19 protein-coding genes are annotated in these 20,684 nt (G+C 72.9%); 6 read left to right on the top strand and 13 right to left on the bottom strand.

The genetic code is table 11. The features are described 5' to 3' along the window. Positions 1-258: 258 nt before the first annotated feature. A complete protein-coding gene (locus ACWY4P_RS29950; RefSeq protein ID WP_456203537.1) occupies positions 259-1,359 on the top strand; it encodes a citrate synthase 2 in 1,101 nt (366 codons plus the stop codon). Here ACWY4P_RS29950 and ACWY4P_RS29945 read toward each other — a convergent pair. From ACWY4P_RS29945 to ACWY4P_RS29895, 11 genes are all read right to left on the bottom strand, one after another. Further along, positions 1,349-1,993, bottom strand: coding sequence for a TetR/AcrR family transcriptional regulator (locus ACWY4P_RS29945; protein ID WP_456203535.1), 645 nt, complete (start codon positions 1,991-1,993; stop codon positions 1,349-1,351). The two genes, ACWY4P_RS29950 and ACWY4P_RS29945, sit on opposite strands and share 11 nt — an antisense overlap. After that, positions 1,990-2,865 carry an enoyl-CoA hydratase family protein gene (locus ACWY4P_RS29940; RefSeq protein ID WP_456203533.1) on the bottom strand — a complete coding sequence of 292 codons (876 nt, stop codon included), beginning with the start codon at positions 2,863-2,865 and terminating at the stop codon, positions 1,990-1,992. The genes ACWY4P_RS29945 and ACWY4P_RS29940 overlap by 4 nt, the downstream gene beginning before the upstream one ends. Beyond that, positions 2,862-4,460 carry a 4-coumarate--CoA ligase family protein gene (locus ACWY4P_RS29935; RefSeq protein WP_456203532.1) on the bottom strand — a complete coding sequence of 533 codons (1,599 nt, stop codon included), beginning with the start codon at positions 4,458-4,460 and terminating at the stop codon, positions 2,862-2,864. The genes ACWY4P_RS29940 and ACWY4P_RS29935 overlap by 4 nt, the downstream gene beginning before the upstream one ends. A 34-nt stretch (positions 4,461-4,494) precedes the next feature. Then, a complete protein-coding gene (locus ACWY4P_RS29930; RefSeq protein ID WP_456203530.1) occupies positions 4,495-5,664 on the bottom strand; it encodes an acyl-CoA dehydrogenase family protein in 1,170 nt (389 codons plus the stop codon). Further along, complete coding sequence (locus ACWY4P_RS29925) at positions 5,661-7,661, bottom strand: ATP-binding protein (protein ID WP_456203528.1); 2,001 nt, start codon at positions 7,659-7,661, stop codon at positions 5,661-5,663. Before ACWY4P_RS29925 ends, ACWY4P_RS29930 begins: the two co-directional genes overlap by 4 nt. 14 nt (positions 7,662-7,675) lie before the next feature. Further along, positions 7,676-9,274 (bottom strand): acyl-CoA carboxylase subunit beta, encoded by a 1,599-nt coding sequence (locus ACWY4P_RS29920; RefSeq protein ID WP_456203526.1) that lies wholly within the window; start codon positions 9,272-9,274, stop codon positions 7,676-7,678. Further along, a complete protein-coding gene (locus ACWY4P_RS29915) occupies positions 9,271-10,962 on the bottom strand; it encodes an acyclic terpene utilization AtuA family protein (RefSeq protein WP_456203525.1) in 1,692 nt (563 codons plus the stop codon). The genes ACWY4P_RS29920 and ACWY4P_RS29915 overlap by 4 nt, the downstream gene beginning before the upstream one ends. After that, positions 10,959-11,759 (bottom strand): TIGR03084 family metal-binding protein, encoded by an 801-nt coding sequence (locus ACWY4P_RS29910; RefSeq protein ID WP_456203523.1) that lies wholly within the window; start codon positions 11,757-11,759, stop codon positions 10,959-10,961. The genes ACWY4P_RS29915 and ACWY4P_RS29910 overlap by 4 nt, the downstream gene beginning before the upstream one ends. 143 nt (positions 11,760-11,902) lie before the next feature. Next, positions 11,903-12,640 carry an ABC transporter permease gene (locus ACWY4P_RS29905; RefSeq protein ID WP_456203521.1) on the bottom strand — a complete coding sequence of 246 codons (738 nt, stop codon included), beginning with the start codon at positions 12,638-12,640 and terminating at the stop codon, positions 11,903-11,905. A 13-nt stretch (positions 12,641-12,653) separates the two neighbouring features. Continuing rightward, the gene (locus tag ACWY4P_RS29900; RefSeq protein ID WP_456203519.1) at positions 12,654-13,466 is read right to left on the bottom strand and encodes an ABC transporter ATP-binding protein; all 813 of its coding nucleotides are present in this window, start codon (positions 13,464-13,466) and stop codon (positions 12,654-12,656) included. A 333-nt stretch (positions 13,467-13,799) separates the two neighbouring features. Beyond that, positions 13,800-15,230 (bottom strand): MFS transporter, encoded by a 1,431-nt coding sequence (locus ACWY4P_RS29895; RefSeq protein WP_456203517.1) that lies wholly within the window; start codon positions 15,228-15,230, stop codon positions 13,800-13,802. A 98-nt stretch (positions 15,231-15,328) separates the two neighbouring features. On the opposite strand from ACWY4P_RS29895, the gene ACWY4P_RS29890 reads away from it, so the two are divergent. The 3 genes from ACWY4P_RS29890 to ACWY4P_RS29880 all read left to right on the top strand — a co-directional run bounded on the left by ACWY4P_RS29890 (position 15,329) and on the right by ACWY4P_RS29880 (position 16,443). After that, entirely contained in the window at positions 15,329-15,763 is a 435-nt protein-coding gene (locus tag ACWY4P_RS29890; protein ID WP_456203516.1) for a MarR family winged helix-turn-helix transcriptional regulator, read from the top strand. Further along, positions 15,760-16,101 (top strand): ester cyclase, encoded by a 342-nt coding sequence (locus ACWY4P_RS29885; RefSeq protein ID WP_456203514.1) that lies wholly within the window; start codon positions 15,760-15,762, stop codon positions 16,099-16,101. The genes ACWY4P_RS29890 and ACWY4P_RS29885 overlap by 4 nt, the downstream gene beginning before the upstream one ends. Positions 16,102-16,164: 63 nt before the next feature. Then, positions 16,165-16,443 (top strand): glutaredoxin domain-containing protein, encoded by a 279-nt coding sequence (locus ACWY4P_RS29880; protein WP_456203512.1) that lies wholly within the window; start codon positions 16,165-16,167, stop codon positions 16,441-16,443. A gap of 173 nt (positions 16,444-16,616) precedes the next feature. Here the strand turns inward: ACWY4P_RS29880 and ACWY4P_RS29875 are convergent, their stop codons facing one another. Beyond that, a complete protein-coding gene (locus tag ACWY4P_RS29875; protein ID WP_456203510.1) occupies positions 16,617-17,069 on the bottom strand; it encodes a winged helix-turn-helix transcriptional regulator in 453 nt (150 codons plus the stop codon). Between the two features lie 101 nt (positions 17,070-17,170). Between ACWY4P_RS29875 and ACWY4P_RS29870 the strand changes: the two genes are divergently transcribed. Then, positions 17,171-18,460, top strand: a complete 1,290-nt coding sequence (locus ACWY4P_RS29870; RefSeq protein WP_456203508.1) for an MFS transporter — start codon at positions 17,171-17,173, stop codon at positions 18,458-18,460. Between the two features lie 82 nt (positions 18,461-18,542). On the opposite strand, the gene ACWY4P_RS29865 is transcribed toward ACWY4P_RS29870, so the two are convergent. After that, on the bottom strand, positions 18,543-19,412 hold the full coding sequence (locus ACWY4P_RS29865) for a dihydrodipicolinate synthase family protein (RefSeq protein WP_456203506.1): 870 nt from the start codon (positions 19,410-19,412) through the stop codon (positions 18,543-18,545). Between the two features lie 231 nt (positions 19,413-19,643). Between ACWY4P_RS29865 and ACWY4P_RS29860 the strand changes: the two genes are divergently transcribed. Continuing rightward, positions 19,644-20,639: a 2-hydroxyacid dehydrogenase gene (locus tag ACWY4P_RS29860; protein ID WP_456203504.1), complete on the top strand. Its 996-nt coding sequence runs from the start codon at positions 19,644-19,646 to the stop codon at positions 20,637-20,639. Positions 20,640-20,684: the final 45 nt, after the last annotated feature.

Raw genomic sequence — 20,684 nt, 5'->3', positions numbered from 1 at the left:
CTGTGGCAGGCCATCCGCCCGCCGGGCGCGTACGGTCGCGTACGCGGCGCGGCCGGATGACACCCGCCCGCACGGGGCATCACCGGGGTGACCGGTACGGACCGCGAGCCGCGCGCGGCCGTGGAGCCGTCCCGGCACCGAGAGCCCCCACGACATCCCGGGCCACCCAGTACCGGGATCCGCATCAGTTTCCGCCGTACGGTCCGAGTCCCCACCCGCCGCTCGTCCACCGTCGACCACATCACGAGGAGCCGCCTGATGTCCGACTTCGTACCCGGACTCGAAGGAGTCATCGCGTTCGAGACGGAGATCGCCGAACCCGACAAGGCGGGCGGCGCGCTCCGCTACCGAGGCGTGGACATCGAGGACCTGGTGGGCCATGTCTCCTTCGGGAACGTGTGGGGCCTGCTGGTCGACGGCGCGTTCAACCCCGGTCTGCCCGCCGCCGAGCCGTTCCCCATCCCGGTCCACTCCGGTGACATCCGCGTCGATGTGCAGTCCGCGCTGGCCATGCTCGCGCCCGTCTGGGGCCTCACCCCGCTCCTGGACATCGACGAGGCGCGGGCCCGCGAGGACCTGGCGCGCGCCGCCGTGATGGCGCTGTCGTACGTCGCCCAGTCGGCCCGCGGCCAGGGCCTGCCGATGGTCCCGCAGCGGGAGATCGACAAGGCGGAGACCGTCGTGGAGCGCTTCATGCGGCGCTGGCGCGGCGAGCCCGACCCCAAGCACATCGCCGCCGTCGACGCCTACTGGACCTCGGCCGCCGAGCACGGCATGAACGCCTCCACCTTCACCGCCCGCGTCATCGCCTCCACCGGCGCCGACGTCGCCGCCGCGCTCTCCGGGGCGGTCGGTGCCATGTCGGGCCCGCTGCACGGCGGCGCGCCCTCCCGCGTGCTCCACATGATCGAGGAGATCGAGCGCACCGGCGACGCCACCGCGTACGTCAAGCAGGCCCTCGACCGCGGCGAGCGGCTCATGGGCTTCGGGCACCGCGTCTACCGCGCCGAGGACCCGCGCGCCCGCGTGCTGCGGCGCACCGCCAAGGAGCTGGGCGCGCCGCGCTTCGAGGTCGCCGAGGCGCTGGAGCGGGCGGCCCTGGACGAGCTGCACAACCGGCGGCCGGACCGGGTGCTGGCCACCAACGTCGAGTTCTGGGCGGCCATCGTCCTGGACTTCGCGGAGGTTCCGGCGCACATGTTCACCTCCATGTTCACCTGTGCCCGCACCGCCGGGTGGAGCGCGCACATCCTGGAGCAGAAGCGCACCGGCCGCCTCGTACGCCCCTCCGCCCGCTACACCGGCCCCGGCCCGCGCAGCCCGCACGACATCGAGGGCTTCGGGGACATCACCGGCTGACCGCCGCGCGCAGCACGTCGTCGAGGATCCGCGCCCACTGCGCCACGACCCGGTCGCGGCGGGCGCGGTCGTCGGTGAGGAGGTTGGCGAGGCCGAGGCCGCGGGCCATGTCCAGGAAGCCCTGGACGGATTCCCGTACGCCCGGCACGGTCTCGTCGGCGCCCAGGAGCTCCACCGCCATCCGGTGGGTCTCCCGGCCGATCCGCGCCTCCAGGGCGACCACGCGCGCGCCGAGCTGCTCCTCGTACGAGGCGACCACCCACAGCTGGAGCGCGGCCCGGAACAGCGGGCCGGTGTACAGGTCGACCAGCTCCCCGACCACGGCCTGCGCCTGGGCCGGGCGCTCCTGGGAGAGCAGCGCGCGCAGGGCGGCCGAGCGCTCCTCCGCGACGTGCTGGACCGCGGCCGTGAACAGGTCCTCCCTGGTCGGGAAGTGATGCTGGGCCGCGCCCCGCGACACCCCGGCCCGCTCGGCCACCACCGCCACCGTGGACCGGGCCCAGCCGTGCTCGGCCAGGCAGGCGACGGCGGCCTCCAGCAGCCGCCGGCGGGTCGCGCGGCTGCGGTCCTGCTTGGGGTCGCGCAGCGCGGTACGCGGCGGGGTACGCGGCGGCGGGGTACGCGGCGGGGTCACCGCGCCTCCCCGTCGCCGCCCAGGAGCTCCGCCACCCACGCCGGATCCCGCCGCTCCAGGAAGGCCGTCATGCCCTCGCGGGCCTCGGCGGAGGCGAACAGCGCCGCGGACCGCTCCGCCAGCCGGTCCGTCTCCCGGGCGAAGGCGGCCAGCACCTCCGCCGTGACCAGCCGCTTGGACTCGGCGAGCCCCTGCGGAGAGCCGCGCCGCAGCCCGTCGAGGACCGGCGCCAGCAGCTCGTCGACATCTCCGGCCGGGTCTCCCGCCGAGTCCCCCAGGGTCACCAGGCCGATCCGCGCCGCCTCGGCCGCGTCGAACCGCTCCCCCGTCAGGTAGTAGCGGGCCGCCGCGCGGGGGTCCAGCCGGGGCAGCAGCGGTATGGAGATCATCGCGGGCGCGAGACCCAGCCGGGCCTCGGTGAAGGCGAAGCTCGCGCCCCCGCCCGCCGCCGCGATGTCGCACGCGCCCAGCAGCCCCAGACCGCCCGCCCGGACATGCCCGGTCACCCGGGCCACCACCGGCTTCGGCAGCTCCACGATCGCCCGCAACAGCGCGACCAGGTTCAGCGCCGCCGACCGCGTGGGCGGCTCGCTCAGGTCCGCGCCCGCGCAGAACGTGGTGCCGGTGTGGGTCAGCAGCACCGCCCGCGTGCCCGCGTGCCGCCCGGCCGCCGCCAGCCCGTCGCCCAGCTCGGCGACCAGCCGCGCGGAGAGCGCGTTGCGGTTGTGCGGCGAGTCGAGGGTCAGCGTGGTGACGCCGCGCGCGTACGCACGCCGTACCAGAGGCGGCTGAGACGGGGGCTGAAGTGCCGCCTGAGCTGCCGGCTGAGCCGCTGCCTGAGGTGGTGGCTGAGGTGGTGGCGCGTCCGTCATGAGGCCGTCGTACTCCCTTCCCTGGCGCGCAGCTCACGCCTGAGGATCTTGCCTGTGGCCGCGCGCGGCACGGCGTCCGTGAACTCCACACGGCGCACCTTCTTGTACGGGGCCACCCGCCCGGCAACGTAATCGATCACTTCCTCCGCCGGCAGCTCGGCCCCGGGCCTGAGCACCACATACGCCTTGGGGATCTCGTTGCCGTCCGCGTCGGGGACCCCGACCACCGCCGCGTCCACGATCGCCTCGTGGGTGAGCAGCACGGCCTCCAGTTCGGCGGGGGCGACCTGGTACCCCTTGTACTTGATCAGTTCCTTGACCCGGTCCACCACATACAGCCAGCCGTCGGCGTCCACATGCCCGACGTCGCCGGTGCGCAGCCAGCCCTCCGCGTCGACCATCGCGTCCGACTCCGCCGCCCGGCCCAGATACCCCTTCATCACCTGCGGCCCCCGGATCAGGATCTCGCCGTCCTCCCCGACCCCCAGGTCCCGCCGCGCCCCCGCCGTCTCCACGATGCGCATCTCGGTGCTCGGCAACAGCTTGCCGACCGTGCCCGGCGGCACGTCCCGCGCATGGCGCGGCACCATGTGGCAGCCCGGCGACAGCTCCGTCATCCCGAACGCCTGGAGCAGCGGCGGAATCCCCAGCCGCCGCGCGCACGCCTGGGCAAGGCCGGCGTCCAGCGGCGCCGCCGCGCTCATCACGTACCGCAGCGACGACAGGTCGTATCCGGCGACCGCCGGGTGTTTGGCGAGCGCCAGCACGATCGGCGGCGCCACATACAGCGCGGTCACCCGGTGCTCCTCGATCGCCGCGAGAAACCGCTCCACATCGAAGCGCGGCAGCACGATCACCGTCGCGCCCTCCCGCAGCGGCGCGTTCACCAACGCCGTCAAACCGTAGATGTGAAAGAACGGCAGCACCGCCAGGATCCGGTCCTCGGGCCCCGTCGGCACCACCGGATGCAGCTGCGTCAGATTCGTGGCCAGGTTGCGATGCGTCAGCATCACGCCCTTCGGGGTCCCCGTCGTCCCCGACGAGTACGGCAGCACCGCGATGTCCTCGCCCGGGTCGATCTCCACCACCGGCTCGGGCGCCGTGCACTCCAGCATCTCCGGCACCGACCTGTGCCGGGGCCAGGGCCCCTCCACGCTGTCGCACACGAACACCTCGCGCACCCCGCCCGCCCGCTCCCCGGCGCGCCGGGCCACGCCCAGCAGCGCCGAGGTGGTGACGATCCACTCCGCCTTCGCATCGCGCAGCTGCGCCGCGAACTCGTCCGCGGTCGCCAGCGGATGCACCGTGGTCACCGCCGCGCCCACGCGCGTCACGCCGTACAGCACCACCGGATACAGCACCGAGTTGGGGCTGTGCAGCGCCACCACATCCCCCTGGCACACCCCCGCCTCGGCGAGCGCCGCCGCGAACCGCCGCGTGGCGCGGTCCAGCTCGGCGTAGCTCAGCGCCGTGCCGTCCACCCCGTCCACCAGCGCGGGCAGATCGCCGAACTCGGCGCTCGCCCGCCCCAGTACGGCCTCGTGGATGGGCAGGTCCAGGGGCGGGACATCGGGGTACTCACTGCGCCACGCCATGTCGGATCCCTCCGTAAGTCCTGCTCCGTCAGCGTCAGTACGACTTGGGCAGCCCGAGCGTCTGGTGCGAGACGAAGTTGAGGATCATCTCCCGGCTGACCGGCGCGATCCGCGCCACCCGCGCGGCCGTGATCAGCTTCGCCAGCCCGTACTCCGTCGTCAGGCCGTTCCCGCCCAACGTGTGCACCGCCTGGTCGACCGCCTTCACCGCCGCCTCCGCCGCCGCGTACTTCGCCATGTTCGCCGCCTCCCCCGCGCCCGCGTCGTCGCCCGCGTCGTAGAGGTGGGCCGCCTTGGCCATCATCAACCGCGCCAGCTCCACTTCGATATGGGCCTGCGCGAGCGGATGTGCCACGGCCTGGTGCGCGCCGATCGGCTCCTTCCACACCTGGCGGACGCGCGCGTACTCCACGGCCTTCGCGAGCGCGTGCCGGCCCATCCCCAGCGCGAACGCCGCCGTCATGATCCGCTCCGGGTTGAGCCCCGCGAACAGTTGCAGCAGCCCCGCGTCCTCGTCCCCGACCAGCGACTCCGCGGGCAGCGGCACCTCGTCGAGCACCACCTCGAACTGCTTCTCCGCCGCCGCGAGCTCCATCGGGATGTGGTGGTACGAGAAGCCGGGCGCCCCGCGCTCCACGATGAACAGACACGGCTTGAGCCTGCCCGTCCGCGCGTCCTCCGTGCGGCCCACGATCAGCGTCGCGTCCGAGATGTCCACCCCCGAGATGAACACCTTCCGGCCGGTCAGCAGCCAGCCGCCGCCGGGGGCGCGGCGGGCCGTCGTCGTGATGCGGTGCGAGTTGGAGCCGGCGTCCGGCTCCGTGATGCCGAACGCCATCGTCTTGCTGCCGTCCGCCAGGCCCGGCAGCCAGGCGCGCTTCTGCTCCTCCGTGCCGAAGCGGGCGATCACCGTGCCGCAGATCGCGGGCGAGACGACGAGCATGAGCAGCGGGCAGCCGGCCGCGCCCAGCTCCTCCAGCACGATGGACAGCTCGGCGATGCCGCCGCCTCCGCCGCCGTACTCCTCGGGCAGGTTCACGCCGAGATAGCCGAGCTTGCCGGCCTCGGCCCACAGCTCTTCCGTGTTTCCCACGTTTCCCGTGTTTCCCCCGTCGCTGCCGTAGCGCTTGGCGAAGGCCGCCACGGCGGAGCGGAGGGCGGTGCGTTCGGGGCCGTCTATGAGGGCGGTCGTGTCGGGTTTCATGTGCGACTCCTCCCGGGTGCGGGCGCTGGGTTGCGGTGCGTCTCGTCCCCCTCCGCCACCACCACCGCCAGGACCGCCCCGACCTCGACCTGGCGGCCCGGGGTGGCGTGCAGGGCGGAGAGCAGACCGGCGGCGGGTGCCGTGACCCGGTGTTCCATCTTCATGGCCTCCAGCCACAGGATCGGCTGCCCGGCCTCGACCCGGTCGCCGACCGCCACTTCGGCGAGGCGGACGACCGTGCCCGGCATGGGGGCCAGCAGCGAGCCCGGTTCCGTACGGGCGGTGGGGTCGGGGAAGCGGGGCAGGGCGGTGAAGGCGTGGGCGCCGAGGGGCGAGTCGACGTAGACGTCCTCGCCGTAGACGGCGACGTCGAACGGGCGCCGTACGCCGTCGACTTCCAGCACCACGTGCCGGGGGCCGGCGTCGACCAGCCGGGTGTTCGGGTGGTCGTCGGCCGTCAGGCCGTCGCGGGTCAGGCGGTAGCGGACCTCGTGCTCGGTGCCATCGGGCGCCGACCGGTAGGTCTTGAGCTGAGGCTGCGACGGTACGTTGCGCCAGCCGCCGAGCCGCCCGGCCACGGTCGCGGTCCCGGCCGCGGTCGCGGTCCCGGTCCGCTGTGCCGCGTCGGCCAGGGCGGCGACGAGGGCGGCGAGGGGGGCGGTGGTCTCGTCGGCGGCGGTGGGGCTGAGTTCGTCGAGGCGCCGTTCGAGGAAGCCCGTGTCCATGCGGGCGTCCTGGAACTCGGGGTGGCGAAGGGCGCGTACGAGCAGCTCCCGGTTGGTGACCGGCCCGTGCAGCCGGGCCCGCTCCAGGGCGTGTGCGAGCCTGCGTACGGCCTCGGCCCGGGTGGGGGCCCAGGCGATGACCTTGACGAGCATCGGGTCGTAGTGGATGGTGACGTCGTCGCCGTCGGCCAATCCCGAGTCGACCCGCAGCCCCGGGCCCCCCGCCACGGCCAGCCGGTGCATCGTGCCCGTCCCCGGGCGCCACCCCCGCGCCGGGTCCTCCGCGTACAGGCGGGCCTCCACCGCGTGGCCCTGGGCCCGGGGCGGCTCCGTGGGCAGGGGTTCGCCTTCAGCGACGCGCAGTTGCAGCGCCACCAGGTCGACCCCGTACACGCACTCCGTCACCGGGTGCTCCACCTGGAGCCGCGTGTTCATCTCCAGGAAGTACGGCCGCCCGTCCCGCCCCACCAGGAACTCCACCGTCCCCGCCCCCCGGTAGCCGATCGAGCGGGCCGCGCCGACCGCCGCCTCGTCGAGGGCGCGGCGCAGCTCGTCGGGGAGCCCGGGGGCCGGGGCCTCCTCGATGACCTTTTGGTGGCGGCGCTGGAGGGAGCAGTCGCGGGTGCCCAGCGCCCACACCGTGCCGTGCGCGTCGGCGAGGATCTGCACCTCGACGTGGCGGGCGCCCTCGACGTACGGCTCGAGGAAGACCTCCGCGTCGCCGAAGGCGGACAGCGCCTCGGCGCGGGCGGAGGTCAGCTCGGCCGGGAGGGCCGCGAGGTCGTGGACCACGCGCATGCCGCGCCCGCCGCCGCCCGCCGCCGCCTTGACGAGGAGGGGGAGGTCGTCGGGCGTGGCGCGGTCGGGGTCGACGGGGGCGAGGAGGGGGACGCCGGCGGCGCGCATGAGGTCTTTGGCGCGGGTCTTGGAGGCCATGGCCTCGATCGCCTCGGGCGGCGGCCCGATCCACGTGAGGCCCGCGTCGGTGACGGCCCGGGCGAAGTCGGCGTTCTCGGAGAGGAAGCCGTAGCCGGGGTGGACGGCGTCGGCGCCGGCCGCGAGGGCTGCCTTGACGATCAGGTCGGCGCGCAGGTAGGTGTCGGCGGGCGCGGCGCCGGGGAGCCGTACGGCCGCGTCGGCCTCGCGTACGTGGGGCGCGGCGGCGTCGGGGTCGGAGTGGACGGCGACGGTGGCGACGCCGAGTTCGCGGCAGGTGCGGAAGATACGGCGGGCGATTTCCGCGCGGTTGGCGACGAGGAGGGATCGGATCACGGGTTTGAAAATCCTCACATCCGGAAGACGCCGAAGCCGCCGCGCGCGCCCTCGACCGGGGCGGTGTGGATCGCGGAGAGGCACAGGCCGAGGACGGTGCGGGTGTCGCGGGGGTCGATGACGCCGTCGTCGTACAGCCGCCCGGAGAGGAACAGGGGCAGCGATTCGGACTCGATCTGCTGTTCCACCATGGCGCGGAGGGCGGCGTCGGCGTCCTCGTCGTACGGCTGGCCCTTGGCGGCGGCGGACTGGCGGGCGACGATCGACAGGACGCCGGCGAGCTGCTGGGGGCCCATGACGGCCGACTTGGCGCTGGGCCAGGCGAAGAGGAAGCGGGGGTCGTAGGCGCGGCCGCACATGCCGTAGTGGCCGGCGCCATAGGAGGCGCCGATGAGGACGGAGAGGTGGGGGACGCGGGAGTTGGAGACCGCGTTGATCATCATGGCGCCGTGTTTGATGATCCCGCTCTGCTCGTACTCGCGGCCCACCATGTAGCCGGTGGTGTTGTGGAGGAAGAGGAGCGGGATGTCGCGCTGGTTGGCGAGCTGGATGAACTGGGCGGCCTTCTGGGACTCGGCGGAGAACAGCACGCCCTGGGCGTTGGCGAGGATCCCGATCGGATAGCCGTGGAGGGTGGCCCAGCCGGTGGCGAGGCTGGGGCCGTAACGCGGCTTGAACTCGTCGAAGTCGGAGGCGTCGACGATGCGGGCGATGACCTCGCGGGGGTCGAAGGGCGTCTTGAGGTCGCCGGGGACGATGCCGAGCAGTTCGTCGGGGTCGTACTTCGGGGGCTCGGCGGGGCCCGGGTCGGGGTGCGCCTTGCGCCAGTTGAGGCGGGCGACGACGCGGCGGGCCTGGCGGATGGCATCGGGCTCGTCGAGCGCGAAATAGTCGGCGAGGCCGGAGGTGCGGGCGTGCATCTCGGCGCCGCCGAGGGATTCGTCGTCGCTCTCCTCGCCGGTGGCCATCTTGACCAGGGGCGGCCCGCCGAGGAACACCTTGGACCGCTCCTTGACCATGATCACGTGGTCGGACATCCCGGGGATGTACGCGCCTCCGGCGGTGGAGTTGCCGAAGACGACGGCGATGGTGGGGATTCCGGCGGCGGACAGGCGTGTCAGGTCGCGGAACATGGCGCCGCCAGGGATGAAGATCTCTTTCTGGCTGGGGAGGTCGGCGCCGCCGGACTCGACGAGGCTGATGACGGGGAGGCGGTTCGCGCGGGCGATCTCGTGGGCGCGCAGGGACTTCTTGAGGGTCCAGGGGTTGCTGGCCCCGCCCCGTACGGTCGGGTCGTTGGCGCTGACCAGACACTCGACGCCCGCGACGACGCCGATGCCGGTGACGACCGAGGCGCCGACGGGGTAGTCGCTGCCCCAGGCGGCCAGCGGGGAGAGCTCGAGGAAGGGGGTGTCGGGGTCGAGGAGCAGCTCGATGCGCTCGCGGGCCAGGAGCTTGCCGCGCTTGCGGTGGCGGGCGACGTACTTCTCGCCGCCTCCGGCGAGCGCCTTGGCGTGCTCGGTCTCGAGCTCGGCGAGCTTGGTGAGCATCGCCTCGCGATGGGCCGTGTAGTCGGCGCCGTGAGGGTCCAGGGCGGAGGCGAGCCGGGTCAAAGGAGGTCCTCCGGTATGTCGAGGTGACGCGAGCGCAGCCACTCGCCGACGGCCTTGGCCTGCGGGTCGAAGCGGGCCTGGGCGGCGACGCCCTCGCCGAGCAGACCGTCGACCACGAAGTTGAGGGCGCGCAGGGCGGGGAGCGCGTGGCGGGTGACGGGCAGGCCGGCCGTCTCCGGCAGCAGCGCGCGGAAGCGGTCGGAGGTGAGGGTGTGGGCCAGCCAGCGCCAGGCGTCGTCGGTGCGGGCCCAGACCCCGACGTTCGCGGCTCCGCCCTTGTCCCCGCTGCGGGCCCCGGCGACCAGGCCGAGCGGGGCGCGGCGGGTGGGGCGGCCGGGCGGGAGCGGGGGCGGCAGGGGCGGTTCGGGGACGGGGGCGAGGGGTGTGGTGGTGGCGGGTGGGGGGATGGGCGTGCTGGTGCCGTCGGGGAGTACGGCGGTGTGCGGGACGTCGGCGGCGGGGACGTACGCGGCCTCGAACACGCCGTACGGGGAGCCCTTGCCGGGCGGGGCGGTCACATGGAAACCGGGGTATCCGGCCAGCGCCAGCTCCACGGCGGCGCCGCTGACCGCCCGGCCGATCTTTTCCGGGTCCGGGTCGCGGACGGTGAGGCGGAGCAGCGCGCTGGCGGCCTCTTCGGTGTCGGCGTCGGGGTGGTCGGTGCGGGCGAGGGTCCAGCGCACCTCGGCGGGGCGGCGCTTGGTCAGGGCCGCCTCCATCTGGTCGCGTACGAGGGTGGCTTTGGGGTGGATATCGAGGCCGGTGAGCACGAAGACGACCTCGTTGCGCCAGCCGCCGATGCGGGTGAGGCCCACCTTCAGCGACGGCGGGGGCGGCTCCCCCTTCACCCCGTGGACCCGCACCCGGTCCGGGCCGTCCTGGGTGAGCCGTACGGTGTCGAGCCGGGCGGTGACGTCGGGCCCGGCGTAGCGGGCGCCCGCCGTCTCGTAGAGGAGCTGGGCGGTGACGGTGGAGACGGTCACCGCGCCGCCGGTGCCCGGGTGTTTGGTGATCACGCATGAGCCGTCGGGGTGGATCTCGGCCAGCGGGAAGCCGGGGCGGCGCATGTCGTGCTCGGTGAAGAAGGCGTAGTTGCCGCCGGTGGCCTGGGCACCGCACTCCAGGATGTGCCCGGCCACCACCGCCCCGGCGAGCGCGTCCCAGTCGTCCGCCCGCCACCCGAAGTGCGCTGCGGCGGGCCCGGTGACGAGGGCGGCGTCGGTGACCCGCCCGGTGACCACCACATCGGCGCCTGCACGGAGGCACTCGGCGATTCCGGCGCCGCCGAGGTAGGCGTTGGCGGTGAGGGTGTGGGTCGGCCAGTCGTGGGTGGTGCGGAGGTCGTCGCCGGTGACGTGGGCGACGCGGGCGGCGAGGTCCTGCTTGTCGGCGGCGGTACGTATCGCGTCGGCGAGCCCGGCCGGGTTGAGCCCGCCCGCGTTGCTGACGATCCGCACGCCGCGCTCCACTGCGAGCCGGAGGTTGTCGTCGAGCTGGCGGCGGAAGGTGTCGGCGTAGCCGCGTGTCGGGTCCTTCTGGCGCTCCCGGCCGAGGATGAGCATGGTCAGCTCGGCGAGGTAGTCGCCGGTCAGCACGTCGAGGGGGCCGCCGGTGAGCATCTCGCGCATGGCGTCGAAGCGGTCGCCGTAGAAGCCGGAGCAGTTGCCGATGCGCAGGGGTGGCGTCATGCGCGGCCCTCGCCCGGCCGGGGAGGCCGGCCCTTGCCGGGCGGGCCCGCGAAGGCCTGGGCGATGTCCAGCCACCGGTCCGCGTCCGGGCCTTCGGCCCGTACCGCCAGATCCGCACGATGCGCGCGCTGGGTGACCAGCAGGCAGAAGTCCAGCGCGGGCCCGGTCACCCGCTGGGGCGCGTCCTCGGGTCCGTACGTCCACAGCTCCCCGTCCGGGGCGCGCAGTTCGACCCGGAACTCCTCGGCAGGCGGCTCCAGACCCCGCACCGCGTACGCGAAGCCCCGCGCCCGCACGCCGATCCGCGCCACATGCCGCAGCCGGACGGTGGGCGCGCGGCGCACGCCCAGCGCGTCGGCGACGTCCTGCCCGTGCGCCCAGGTCTCCATCAGCCGGGCGGTGGCCATGGACGCCACGCTCATCGACGGCCCGTACCACGGCAGCCGCGCCCCGGCCGGCTGCCCGACCAGCACCCGTCGCAGCCGCTCCCGCCCCTCCCGCCAGCGCCGCAGCAACTCCGCGGGCGGCTGCGCCGCGCCCAGCTCGGCGGCCTCGTCCACGAACCTGTCCGGCTCGGCGGCGGCCTTCCGCACCTCGGCCGCGAACCCCGCCGGGTCGGTGGCGGCCTGCGCCGCCCGCTCGTCGGTCCAGGTGAGATGGGCGATCTGATGCGCGATGGTCCAGCCCTCGGCGGGCGTCGGCGCGGCCCACGCCTCGTCCGCGAGCCCGGCCACCAGGCCGTCCAACTCCTCGCCCTCGGCCAGCAGATCGCCGAGCACGACGTCCGTTTCGGACACGCTGCGCTCCCGTCGTGTGGGGTCCCTGTCGTGCGTCCCGGGAAGGGAGCGTGGCAGCACAGCAAGAAACAATCAAGCGCGCTTGCATGATTCAGGCATCACCGGTGTGCGACCCCCGGGGAGTGCCCCGGCCGACCTCGGCCTTACGCCGTGCGGCGGCGGAGAGTGGCCGCGCCGAGCGAGAGAACCAGGAGGGCACTGGCGGCGACGACGGCCACGTCGCGGATGAAATCGGCGGTGACGTCGGTGTGCCTGAGGACTTCGTTCATGCCGTCGACGGCGTACGACATGGGCAGGACGTCGGAGATGCCTTCGAGGAACGGATGCATCCGCGGGCGGGGAGTGAAGAGACCGCACAGGAGTAGCTGCGGGAAGATCACAGCCGGCATGAACTGGACCGCCTGGAACTCGGAGGCCGCGAAGGCCGAGACGAAGAGTCCGAGCGCCGTGCCCAGCAGGGCGTCGAGCAGGGCCACGAGGAGCACGAGCCAGGGGGAGCCCGTCACGTCCAGGTCGAGGACCCACAGGGCAAGGCCGGTGGCGAGAGTGGACTGGACGACGGCCAGCACGCCGAAAGCGAGGGCGTACCCGGCGATCAGGTCAGCCTTGCCAAGGGGCATGGCGAGGAGACGTTCGAGGGTGCCCGAGGTGCGTTCGCGCAGGGTGGCGATGGAGGTCACCAGGAACATCGTGATCAGTGGGAAGATGCCGAGCAGCGAAGCGCCGATCGAGTCGAAGGTCCGCGCGCTGCCGTCGAAAACGTAGCGGAGCAGGAAGAGCATCACGCACGGAACGAGGATCATCAGCGCAATGGACCGCGGGTCGTGGCGGAGCTGGCGCAGGACACGGGCCGCGGTGGCGACGGTTCGGGAGGCATTCATTCCGAGGGGCTCCTCAGCGGACACGGGCCGCGGCGGCTTCGGCCGCCTGGTCAACAAGGTGGAGGAAGGCCGCTTCGACGGTCTCCGTGTGGGTGCGGGCGCGCAGGGCGTCGGGGGTGTCGTCGGCGAGGACTTCACCTTCGCGCATGAGGAGCAGGCGGTGGCAGCGCTCGGCCTCGTCCATGACGTGTGAGGAGATGAGGAGCGTGGCGCCGCGCTCGGCCGAGATGGCGTGGAAGAGAGTCCACAGGTCGCGGCGGAGTACGGGGTCAAGGCCGACGGTGGGCTCGTCCAGTACGACGAGTTGGGGGGCGCCGAGCAGGGCCACCGCCAGGGACACGCGGCTGCGCTGGCCGCCGGAGAGATTGCCGGCGAGGACGTCGCTGCGCGAGGTGAGGTCGACGTCGGCGATGGCGCGGGTGACACGTTCACGGCGCCCTTCGACGGCCGCACGGCCAGGTTCCAGGACGGTGGCGAAGTAGTCGAGATTCTGCCGGACCGTCAAGTCGTCGTAGACGGAAGGGCTCTGCGTGACGTAGCCGACACGGGAACGCAGGGAGGCGTCGCCCGCCGGGCGGCCGAGGACTTCCAGGGTGCCGGTGACCTTGGCCTGCGTACCGACGATCGAGCGCATGAGGGTCGACTTGCCACAGCCGGAAGGGCCGAGCAGGCCCGTGATCTGGCCGCGCGGGACGGTGAAGTCCAGGCCGCGGAGCACGACAGTGCGCGAGCCGCGCACGACGGTGAGGCCGACGGCTCGGACGGCAGGCGCCTCGCTCACGGCGTCTCCCTCTCGGGCGGAGACACCGGAAGAGTAATTCATCATGTGATGAATATTGCGTTCGGAGTGGCGCACGTCAAGGCGTGGGCTGCGCTCAGGCGCCGTTTGTCCAGCGAATGCCGGTATGCGGTGGTGCGGCAGTGCCCGTCCGCCGGCCCGCCCTGTTGCCCTGCCGTGCCCATATGCCCTCCATTGCGGAAGTTGGGGTCAGATGGCACGGTACTGACTGGGCATGGCTATGCGATGGCACCAAGCACGCGCAGGCGACGAACACGTCGTCATGCCCTCACTCGAAGCCGACGTTGCCCGCGAGCCCACAGCAGCCGCACCTCAGCTCGCCCGTCAGGCCCGCGCGTTCGCAGCCACTGCCCGTCCTGCTCAGTCGGAACCGCTGCCGGCCAAGGTCGGCTCACCGGCGGTGGTGGCAGCGGTGACCACTCTGCCTCCCGTGTCGTTACGGGCGCGCCCGGCGAGCAGGGCGATCAGCAGGGTCGGCACGAGCAGCAGCCCGAAGGCGGCCCCGTAACCGGCCATCGCGGACGCGCCGGTCGCCACGCAGGTGTTGAGCACGGCGAAGGACAGGGCCATCACCGTGACCTGACCGAGGTTCTGGCTGGTCTGCATCGCACCGCTGGTGCGGCCCAGTCGGCCGGACGGGCTGTGCGAGAGGGACAGCACGGTCAGGGACGGTGCCAGCATGCCCATACCAACGGCCGCGACCAGCATGGATGACGCGGCGATGACCACCGGCCCCCGGCTGAGCGCCCCGGCCACGGCGAGCCCGACCGCCACCGCCATCACCAACGCGCCCACGGCGACCAACAGATGCCGGGGCCGGTTCTCCAGCCGTCCCTGGACCCAGGAGGCGCCCGCCCACACCACCGCGGCGCCCGTGAACGCCAGGCCGATCACCACCGCGGGCGCGCCCCGTTCGTCGATCAGCATCAGGGGCACCAGCGCCTCGACCGTGAAGTACGTGCCCGACGACAGACCACGCAACAACACCGTCGCCGGCAGGCCCCGGGCGGCACTCCAGGTGCCCACGGGCAGCAGCCGCGGCGCGAACACCACGAGCAGCCCCAGCCCCCCGGCCGCGAACAGCAGATGGCGGACGTCCCAGCCCGACACCCCGTACTGCCCCAGCGCCGCGCCCAGGCTCACCACGGTCGCGATCAGCAGCGGCGGGCGCGACGGGTGGTCGTCCGACAGCGCGGCGCCCGGCAGGGAACGGCCGCGCAACACGACCACCAGCGCGAGCGAGGGCAGCAGGGTCAGGGCGGCCAGCCCGAAGAACACCGCTCGCCAGGACCACCACTCCGACACCAGCCCGGCCAGCGGCGGCCCCACCAGCGACGGGATGATCCAGCAGGAACTCATCAGCGCCAGCGCACGAGGCCGCAGCCGCTCCGGATACGCCTGCCCGATGGCGGCATTGACGGACACCGCGACCATCCCGGCGGCCAGCCCGTCCAGGAAACGCCCGGCCGCGAGCTGCCAGATGGAGCTGCTGGCACCCGAGACCACCAGGGTGACCACCGTGAGCACCACCCCCGCCGCCAGCGGCCTGCGCGCCCCGGCCCGGTCCGCCCAGTGCCCGCCCAGCACCCCGCCCAACAGGCTCGCCGTCACGAAACACCCCGCGACCACGGGAAACAGGGATACCCCGTCCAGGTCCCGGGCCGCCGTCGGCAGGGTCGGCACCACGGCGAGCGCGGCGAACCCGGTCAGGAACATCACCGCGGCAAAGCTCGCGGTGGCGGCCACGTACGTCCGGGAGAACAGCCCCTGAGCCTTCGAACCATCGGTCACGAGCCCGCAAGCTAATTGGTACACACCAAGCCGTGCCACTGGTTTTCGCGGGACCCGAATCTCTTGATCTATTCAAGAGTTGAGCATATAAAGAGAGCGTGCGTGAAGAGACGCCTGAGGACAGGTTCTTCCAGGAGCTCGGCGGTGCCTGCGCGCAGCTGCGGCGGGCGTTCGCCCGGCATGTGGGGATGGGCGCCCAGCGAGTGCAGATACTGATCCGACTGCGGCGAGAGGGGGAGACCAGCCACAGCGACCTGCGGCAGGCGCTGGGCATCGATGGCGCCAGCGTGACCCGGCTCGTCAAGGAGCTGGAAGCCGAGGGGCTGGCCGGCCGCCGCCTCGATCCGGCGGACAACCGCTACACCCTGGCCGCACTGACGCCCGCCGGCGAGCGGGCAGCCGCGGACTTGGAGCGAGCGCACCAGGCGTACCAGGAGCGGCTGCTCGACGGCGTCACCACACAAGGGCAGGAGATCGTGCTCGGTGCCCTACGGCGCATCCGCACGAACGTGACCGAGCTGGAGAACCCATGACGGAGGATGTGCGGGCCGTGGCCCGGCGCATGTACGCGGCGTTCAACGCCCACGACCATGCCGCGGCACAGGAGATCTTCGCGGTGGACTTCTACAGCCACCCGCTGGACGCCACCGGGCACGAGAGCGTGACGCGGGCGTGGCAGCGATTCCACGAGGCGTTCCCCGACGCCCAGGTCGTCGTCGAGGACATGGTCGTCGAGGGGGACAAGGCCGCCGTCCGCACGAGCGTGCGCGGTGTGCCCGGACAACAGCCGGCGACCATGCTGGAGATCTTCCGCGTGCGCGACGGGCGCATCGCGGAATTGTGGGGCCTCTCCTCCCTGCAACGCTCCTGAGGTCGGCGGCCTGGCACACTCGCCTCCACGGCCTTCCGGCCGATCCGGCGGAGAGGGAGATCAGTGGTCGAGGACCAGGACGGCGTGGTCGTCCACTGGCGCCCCATGTGCACGTACTGCATGAAGCTGCTCCTCCGGCTGCGCTTCACGCGGCTGCGGTACACCAAGGTCGACATCTGGAAGGACCCCGAGGCGGCTGCGTTCGTCCGCTCGGTCGCGGACGGGAACGAGACCGTGCCGACCGTGACGGTGGCGGGGCGGGCGATGGTGAACCCCTCGAAGAAGCAACTGATGGACGCGGTCAAGGCGTGCGCACCGCACCTGCTCTCCAAGACCGGCTGACCACCGTCGGTTCCGCCTCACCGGTCGCGACAACGGGCCCTCAGCCCGGCCGCCCGCCTCGATCTCGCAGCGGCAACGGTGCCCGGCCCCGCACCGCAGGCGATCGGGCACCGGCTGAGGACGTGTGGGCCGTCAGCCCTTCCGAGCGGTGAGCACCGGGTCTCCGGCTCAGATCACTGGGTGGAGATCTTCTGGACGGTGGTGTCGTCGGGGTCCAGCCGTCGCCCGTCCGCGGACAGCACTTCCAGTGGGCGGAGACGATGTCCCTGTCGGCGGTCGACCAACTGTGAGTGTGGTTCGCCGGGGGCGAAGAAGTTCTGTTCGCCCCACTGCCGCAGTGCCACGATGACGGGGAAGAGCGCCTTGCCCTTCGGAGTCAGTACGTACTCGCGGTAGGCGCTGCCGTCCGAGGCGGGGACGGATTCGAGGACACCTCCGGCGACCAGGGTGCGCAGACGCGCGGTGAGGATGTTCTTCGCCACGCCGAGGCTGCGCTGGAACTCCCCGAAGCGCCGACTTCCGTCGAAGGCGTCCCGCACGATCAGCAGGGACCACCAGTCGCCGATCGCGTCCACCGACCGGGCGACGGGACATTCGCTGTCGTCGAAGCGCGTCCTGGCCACCATGGCGTCCCTCACTCTCGCACGGTTGCAACATGCTACCAAAAGGGCTACCGTCGCCGTCGCCATTGGTAGCAAGATGAAACCAGATATGCGGAGGAGTGCTGATGCCCGGCAACGGCGAGGCTGTGACACCACGGACCGAGGCCCGAAACGGGGAAGGCTCCGCGTTCGTCCTCTCCCGTGGCGTCGTCATACTGTTCGCCGTCGCCTGCGGGGCCGCGGTGGCCAACGTCTACTTCTCCCAGCCGCTCCTGGTGACCATGGGTCACGACCTCGCCATGAGCCCGGCACTTGTCGGCAGCGTGGTCACCCTCACGCATGTCGGATACGGGCTGGGACTCTTCTTCCTCGTACCGCTGGGCGACGTGGCCGACCGCAGACGGCTCATCGTGGCCCAATTGCTGCTCCTGGTGATGGCGCTGGCCGTGGTAGCCGCCGCACACAAGGCGGCGATCCTGCTCGCGGGCATGGCCGCGACGGGGCTTCTCGCGGTCGTCACGCAGACGCTGGTGGCCTTCGCGGCATCGCTGGCCCCTCCCGCCGGGCGCGGACGGATCGTCGGTCTGGTCACCAGCGGCGTGGTCACCGGAATCCTGCTCGCCCGCACCGCATCCGGCCTCATGGCCGATCTCGCGGGCTGGCGCTCCGTCTACCTCGCCTCGGCGTCGCTCACCGCTCTGCTCGCCCTGGTCCTGTACCGAGTGCTGCCGCGCCACAGTGACGCTCCGCCGACACCCCTGCGCTACGGACAGCTCCTGCGCTCCACGATCACCCTGTTCGCACGGGAACGGCTGCTGCGGCTCCGGGCCCTGTTCGGTCTGCTCATCTTCGCCGCCTTCAGCACCCTGTGGAGCAGCGTCGCGCTGCCGCTCAGCGAGGCCCCGTACTTCCTGCCCCACAGCGCGATCGGGGCACTGGGGCTGATCGGCGTCGCCGGCGCCCTGGCCGCGACCGTGGCGGGCCGCCTGAACGACCGCGGACTCTCCCGGCGGACCACCGGCATCGCCCTGGCGCTGCTCGCCACCTCGTGGCTGCCCTTGGCCTTCACCCGCAGCTCGCTCTGGGCCCTGGCCGTCGGGGTGATCCTCCTCGACCTTGCCGTGCAGGCGGTCCATGTCACCAACCAGACCCTGATCTACGCGCTGCACCCGGACGCGGGCAGCCGGCTGATCGGCGGATACATGGTCTTCTACTCGATCGGCAGCGCCACCGGCGCCATCGCCGCGACCTCCCTCTACACGGTGGCCGGCTGGGGTGCGGTGTGCGCACTGGGTGCCGCGTTCAGCTGCCTCGGGCTCGCGCTGTGGGCGTTCACTCGACACAGCACCCCGGATCCCGCCGCCAAGGTGACCTCTCGCAGCGAAGCCCGAGCGTGCTCGCCGAACGTCGAGTGACGGGCGCGCCGCAGGTCAGAGGAGTGTGCGGCCCCTTCAGGGATGTGGCGACACAGTCTGCGGCGAGCCCCGCCTCAGCCCATCAGCCCAGAAGCTCCCGCCCCAGCGCCTCGATCACCGCGGCCGTCTCCGGGTCCGGGTCGGCGACGGTCATGCGGGAGGTGCCGGAGGGGAGGCCGCGGGTGCGCTGGGCGTGTTTGATGCGGCCGATGCCGGGGCCGAGGAGGTCGACGGTGCGGTCGACGCGGGCCTGGAGGGCGGGCAGGTCGGCGGAGGGGCCGGAGGCCAGGGCCTCGGCCAGGGCGAGGAAGGGTTCGGGGAAGGCGGCCGAGCAGCCGGAGACGACACCGGCGCCGCCCGCGGCGAGGACCTCGGCGAGGCGGCGGTCGTTGCCGGAGTAGACCTCGAACTCCTCGGGGAGTTCGGCGCGGTAGGCCGCGACCTCGGTGGAGGGGGCGCCGCTCAGCTTGACGCCGGACAGGCCGCAGGAGACGGCCAGCTTGCCGAAGAGGACCGGGTCGACCGTCAGGCCGCTGCGCTCCGGGAAGAGGTACGCGTACAGCTGGGCGGCGGGGGCGGCGTCGCGGATGCGGCCGTAGTACGTCAGGAGCTCGTCGGCGCTCGCCGGGAGGAAATACGGGGTCAGCGCGGCCAGGCGGCGGGCGCCGGCCGCCACGGCCGCGCGGGCCAGCCGGGCGGCGCCGTGGGCGTCGGGGGCGCCGATGTGGGCGATGACGCCGCCAGCACCCGCCTCTGTCAGGGCGGTCTCGGTCAGCAGCGTGCGCTCGCCCTCGCTGAGGGCGGGGAACTCACCGGTCGTGCCGGCCACGAGCAGCTGTCCGGTGGTGCGGGCGGCGAACGCGTACTGGGCGCGGGCCGCGGGCAGGTCGAGGTCGCCGTCCGCGGTGAACGGGGTGGTCAGAGCGGTGACGACGGTGCGCTGAGCGGTCATGGTCCGGGTCCTTCCCTCGGCGGTGCGGGAGCGGGCGGTACGGAAAGCGGGAGCGCGCGGCGAGCGGGCGCGGCGTAGGCCTCGGGGCCGCCCGGGGCACGCTCGCAGGCAACCGTCATCGGTTAACCGTTGACACGATCTTACCGGTGGCGAAAACTCTTGGCGTCCACAGGGCCGCTCCCACAGCGCCCCAGGACGCCCTACGCCCTGGATGATCTGGAGCCGCCCGCCATGCCCGAGCACCACCTCGTGACGCTGTATCACCTCAATGACCTGGGCTCCGACGAGCTGCGGCGGCTGCTTCCCGGCCACCCGGACCTGCGCATCACCGAGATCGGCCCCGACGAGGACCCGCACGACCACCGGGAGGCGCTCGCCGACGCGACGGTCGTCCTCGCCCCGCTGGGCAAGGAGCGCCGCATCACCGCGGAACTGCTGGCGGGGATGGAGCGGTGCCGGCTTGTGCAGTCCGTGGCTGTCGGCTTCGACGGAGTCGACCACCGCGCCGCCGCCGAGTTGGGCATCCCGGTCGCCAACCTCCCCGGGTTCAACACCGACGCCGTCGCCGACTGGACGGTCGGCGCGCTGCTGTCTCTGGTGCGGCACTACGCGGCCGGCCACGCCAGGATCGCCGAGGGCGGCTGGGGCCCCGATGGCCTGCGGGGGCGCGATCTGTCCGCGCTGACGGTGGGCATCGCCGGGTTCGGCAACATCGGCCGGGCCGTCGCGCGCCGCCTCGACGCGTTCGGCAGCCGCGTCCTGGTCCATGACCCCGTACCGTCCGAGCCGGAGCGCGAGTACGTGAGCCTGGACGAACTCGCCTCCCGCTCCGATGTGCTGACCCTGCACCTGCCGCTGAACGACGCCACCCGCGGCCTCGTCGGCGACGCCCTGCTGGCCCGCATGGACCGGGGCTCGTATGTGGTCAACGCCGGGCGCGGCGGGGTCCTCGACGAGGACGCGCTGGTACGAGCCCTGGACAGCGGGCAGTTGGCGGGTGCCGCGCTCGACGTGTTCGCCGAGGAGCCGCTGCCCGCCGACTCCCCGCTGCGCGGCCGGTCCGACGTACTGCTCAACCCGCACACCGCGGGCGTCACCCACGAGGCGTATCACGCGATCAGGGCGCGGTTGATCGAGAGCCTGGACCGGGTGCTGTCGGGCGAGGCCCCGCGCAATGTCGTCAACGGCGTCATCGTCAACCGCGCCCAGCCGATCTCGGGCCGGTGAGCGCGCCGGGCGCCCACGCGGTCAGGGCAGTCGCGTGGTCAGGCG

The organism is Streptomyces sp. LZ34 (genome assembly GCF_053890475.1).
Note: the sequence above shows the minus strand (reverse complement) of the source record. Positions and strands in the feature narration are given on the sequence as shown.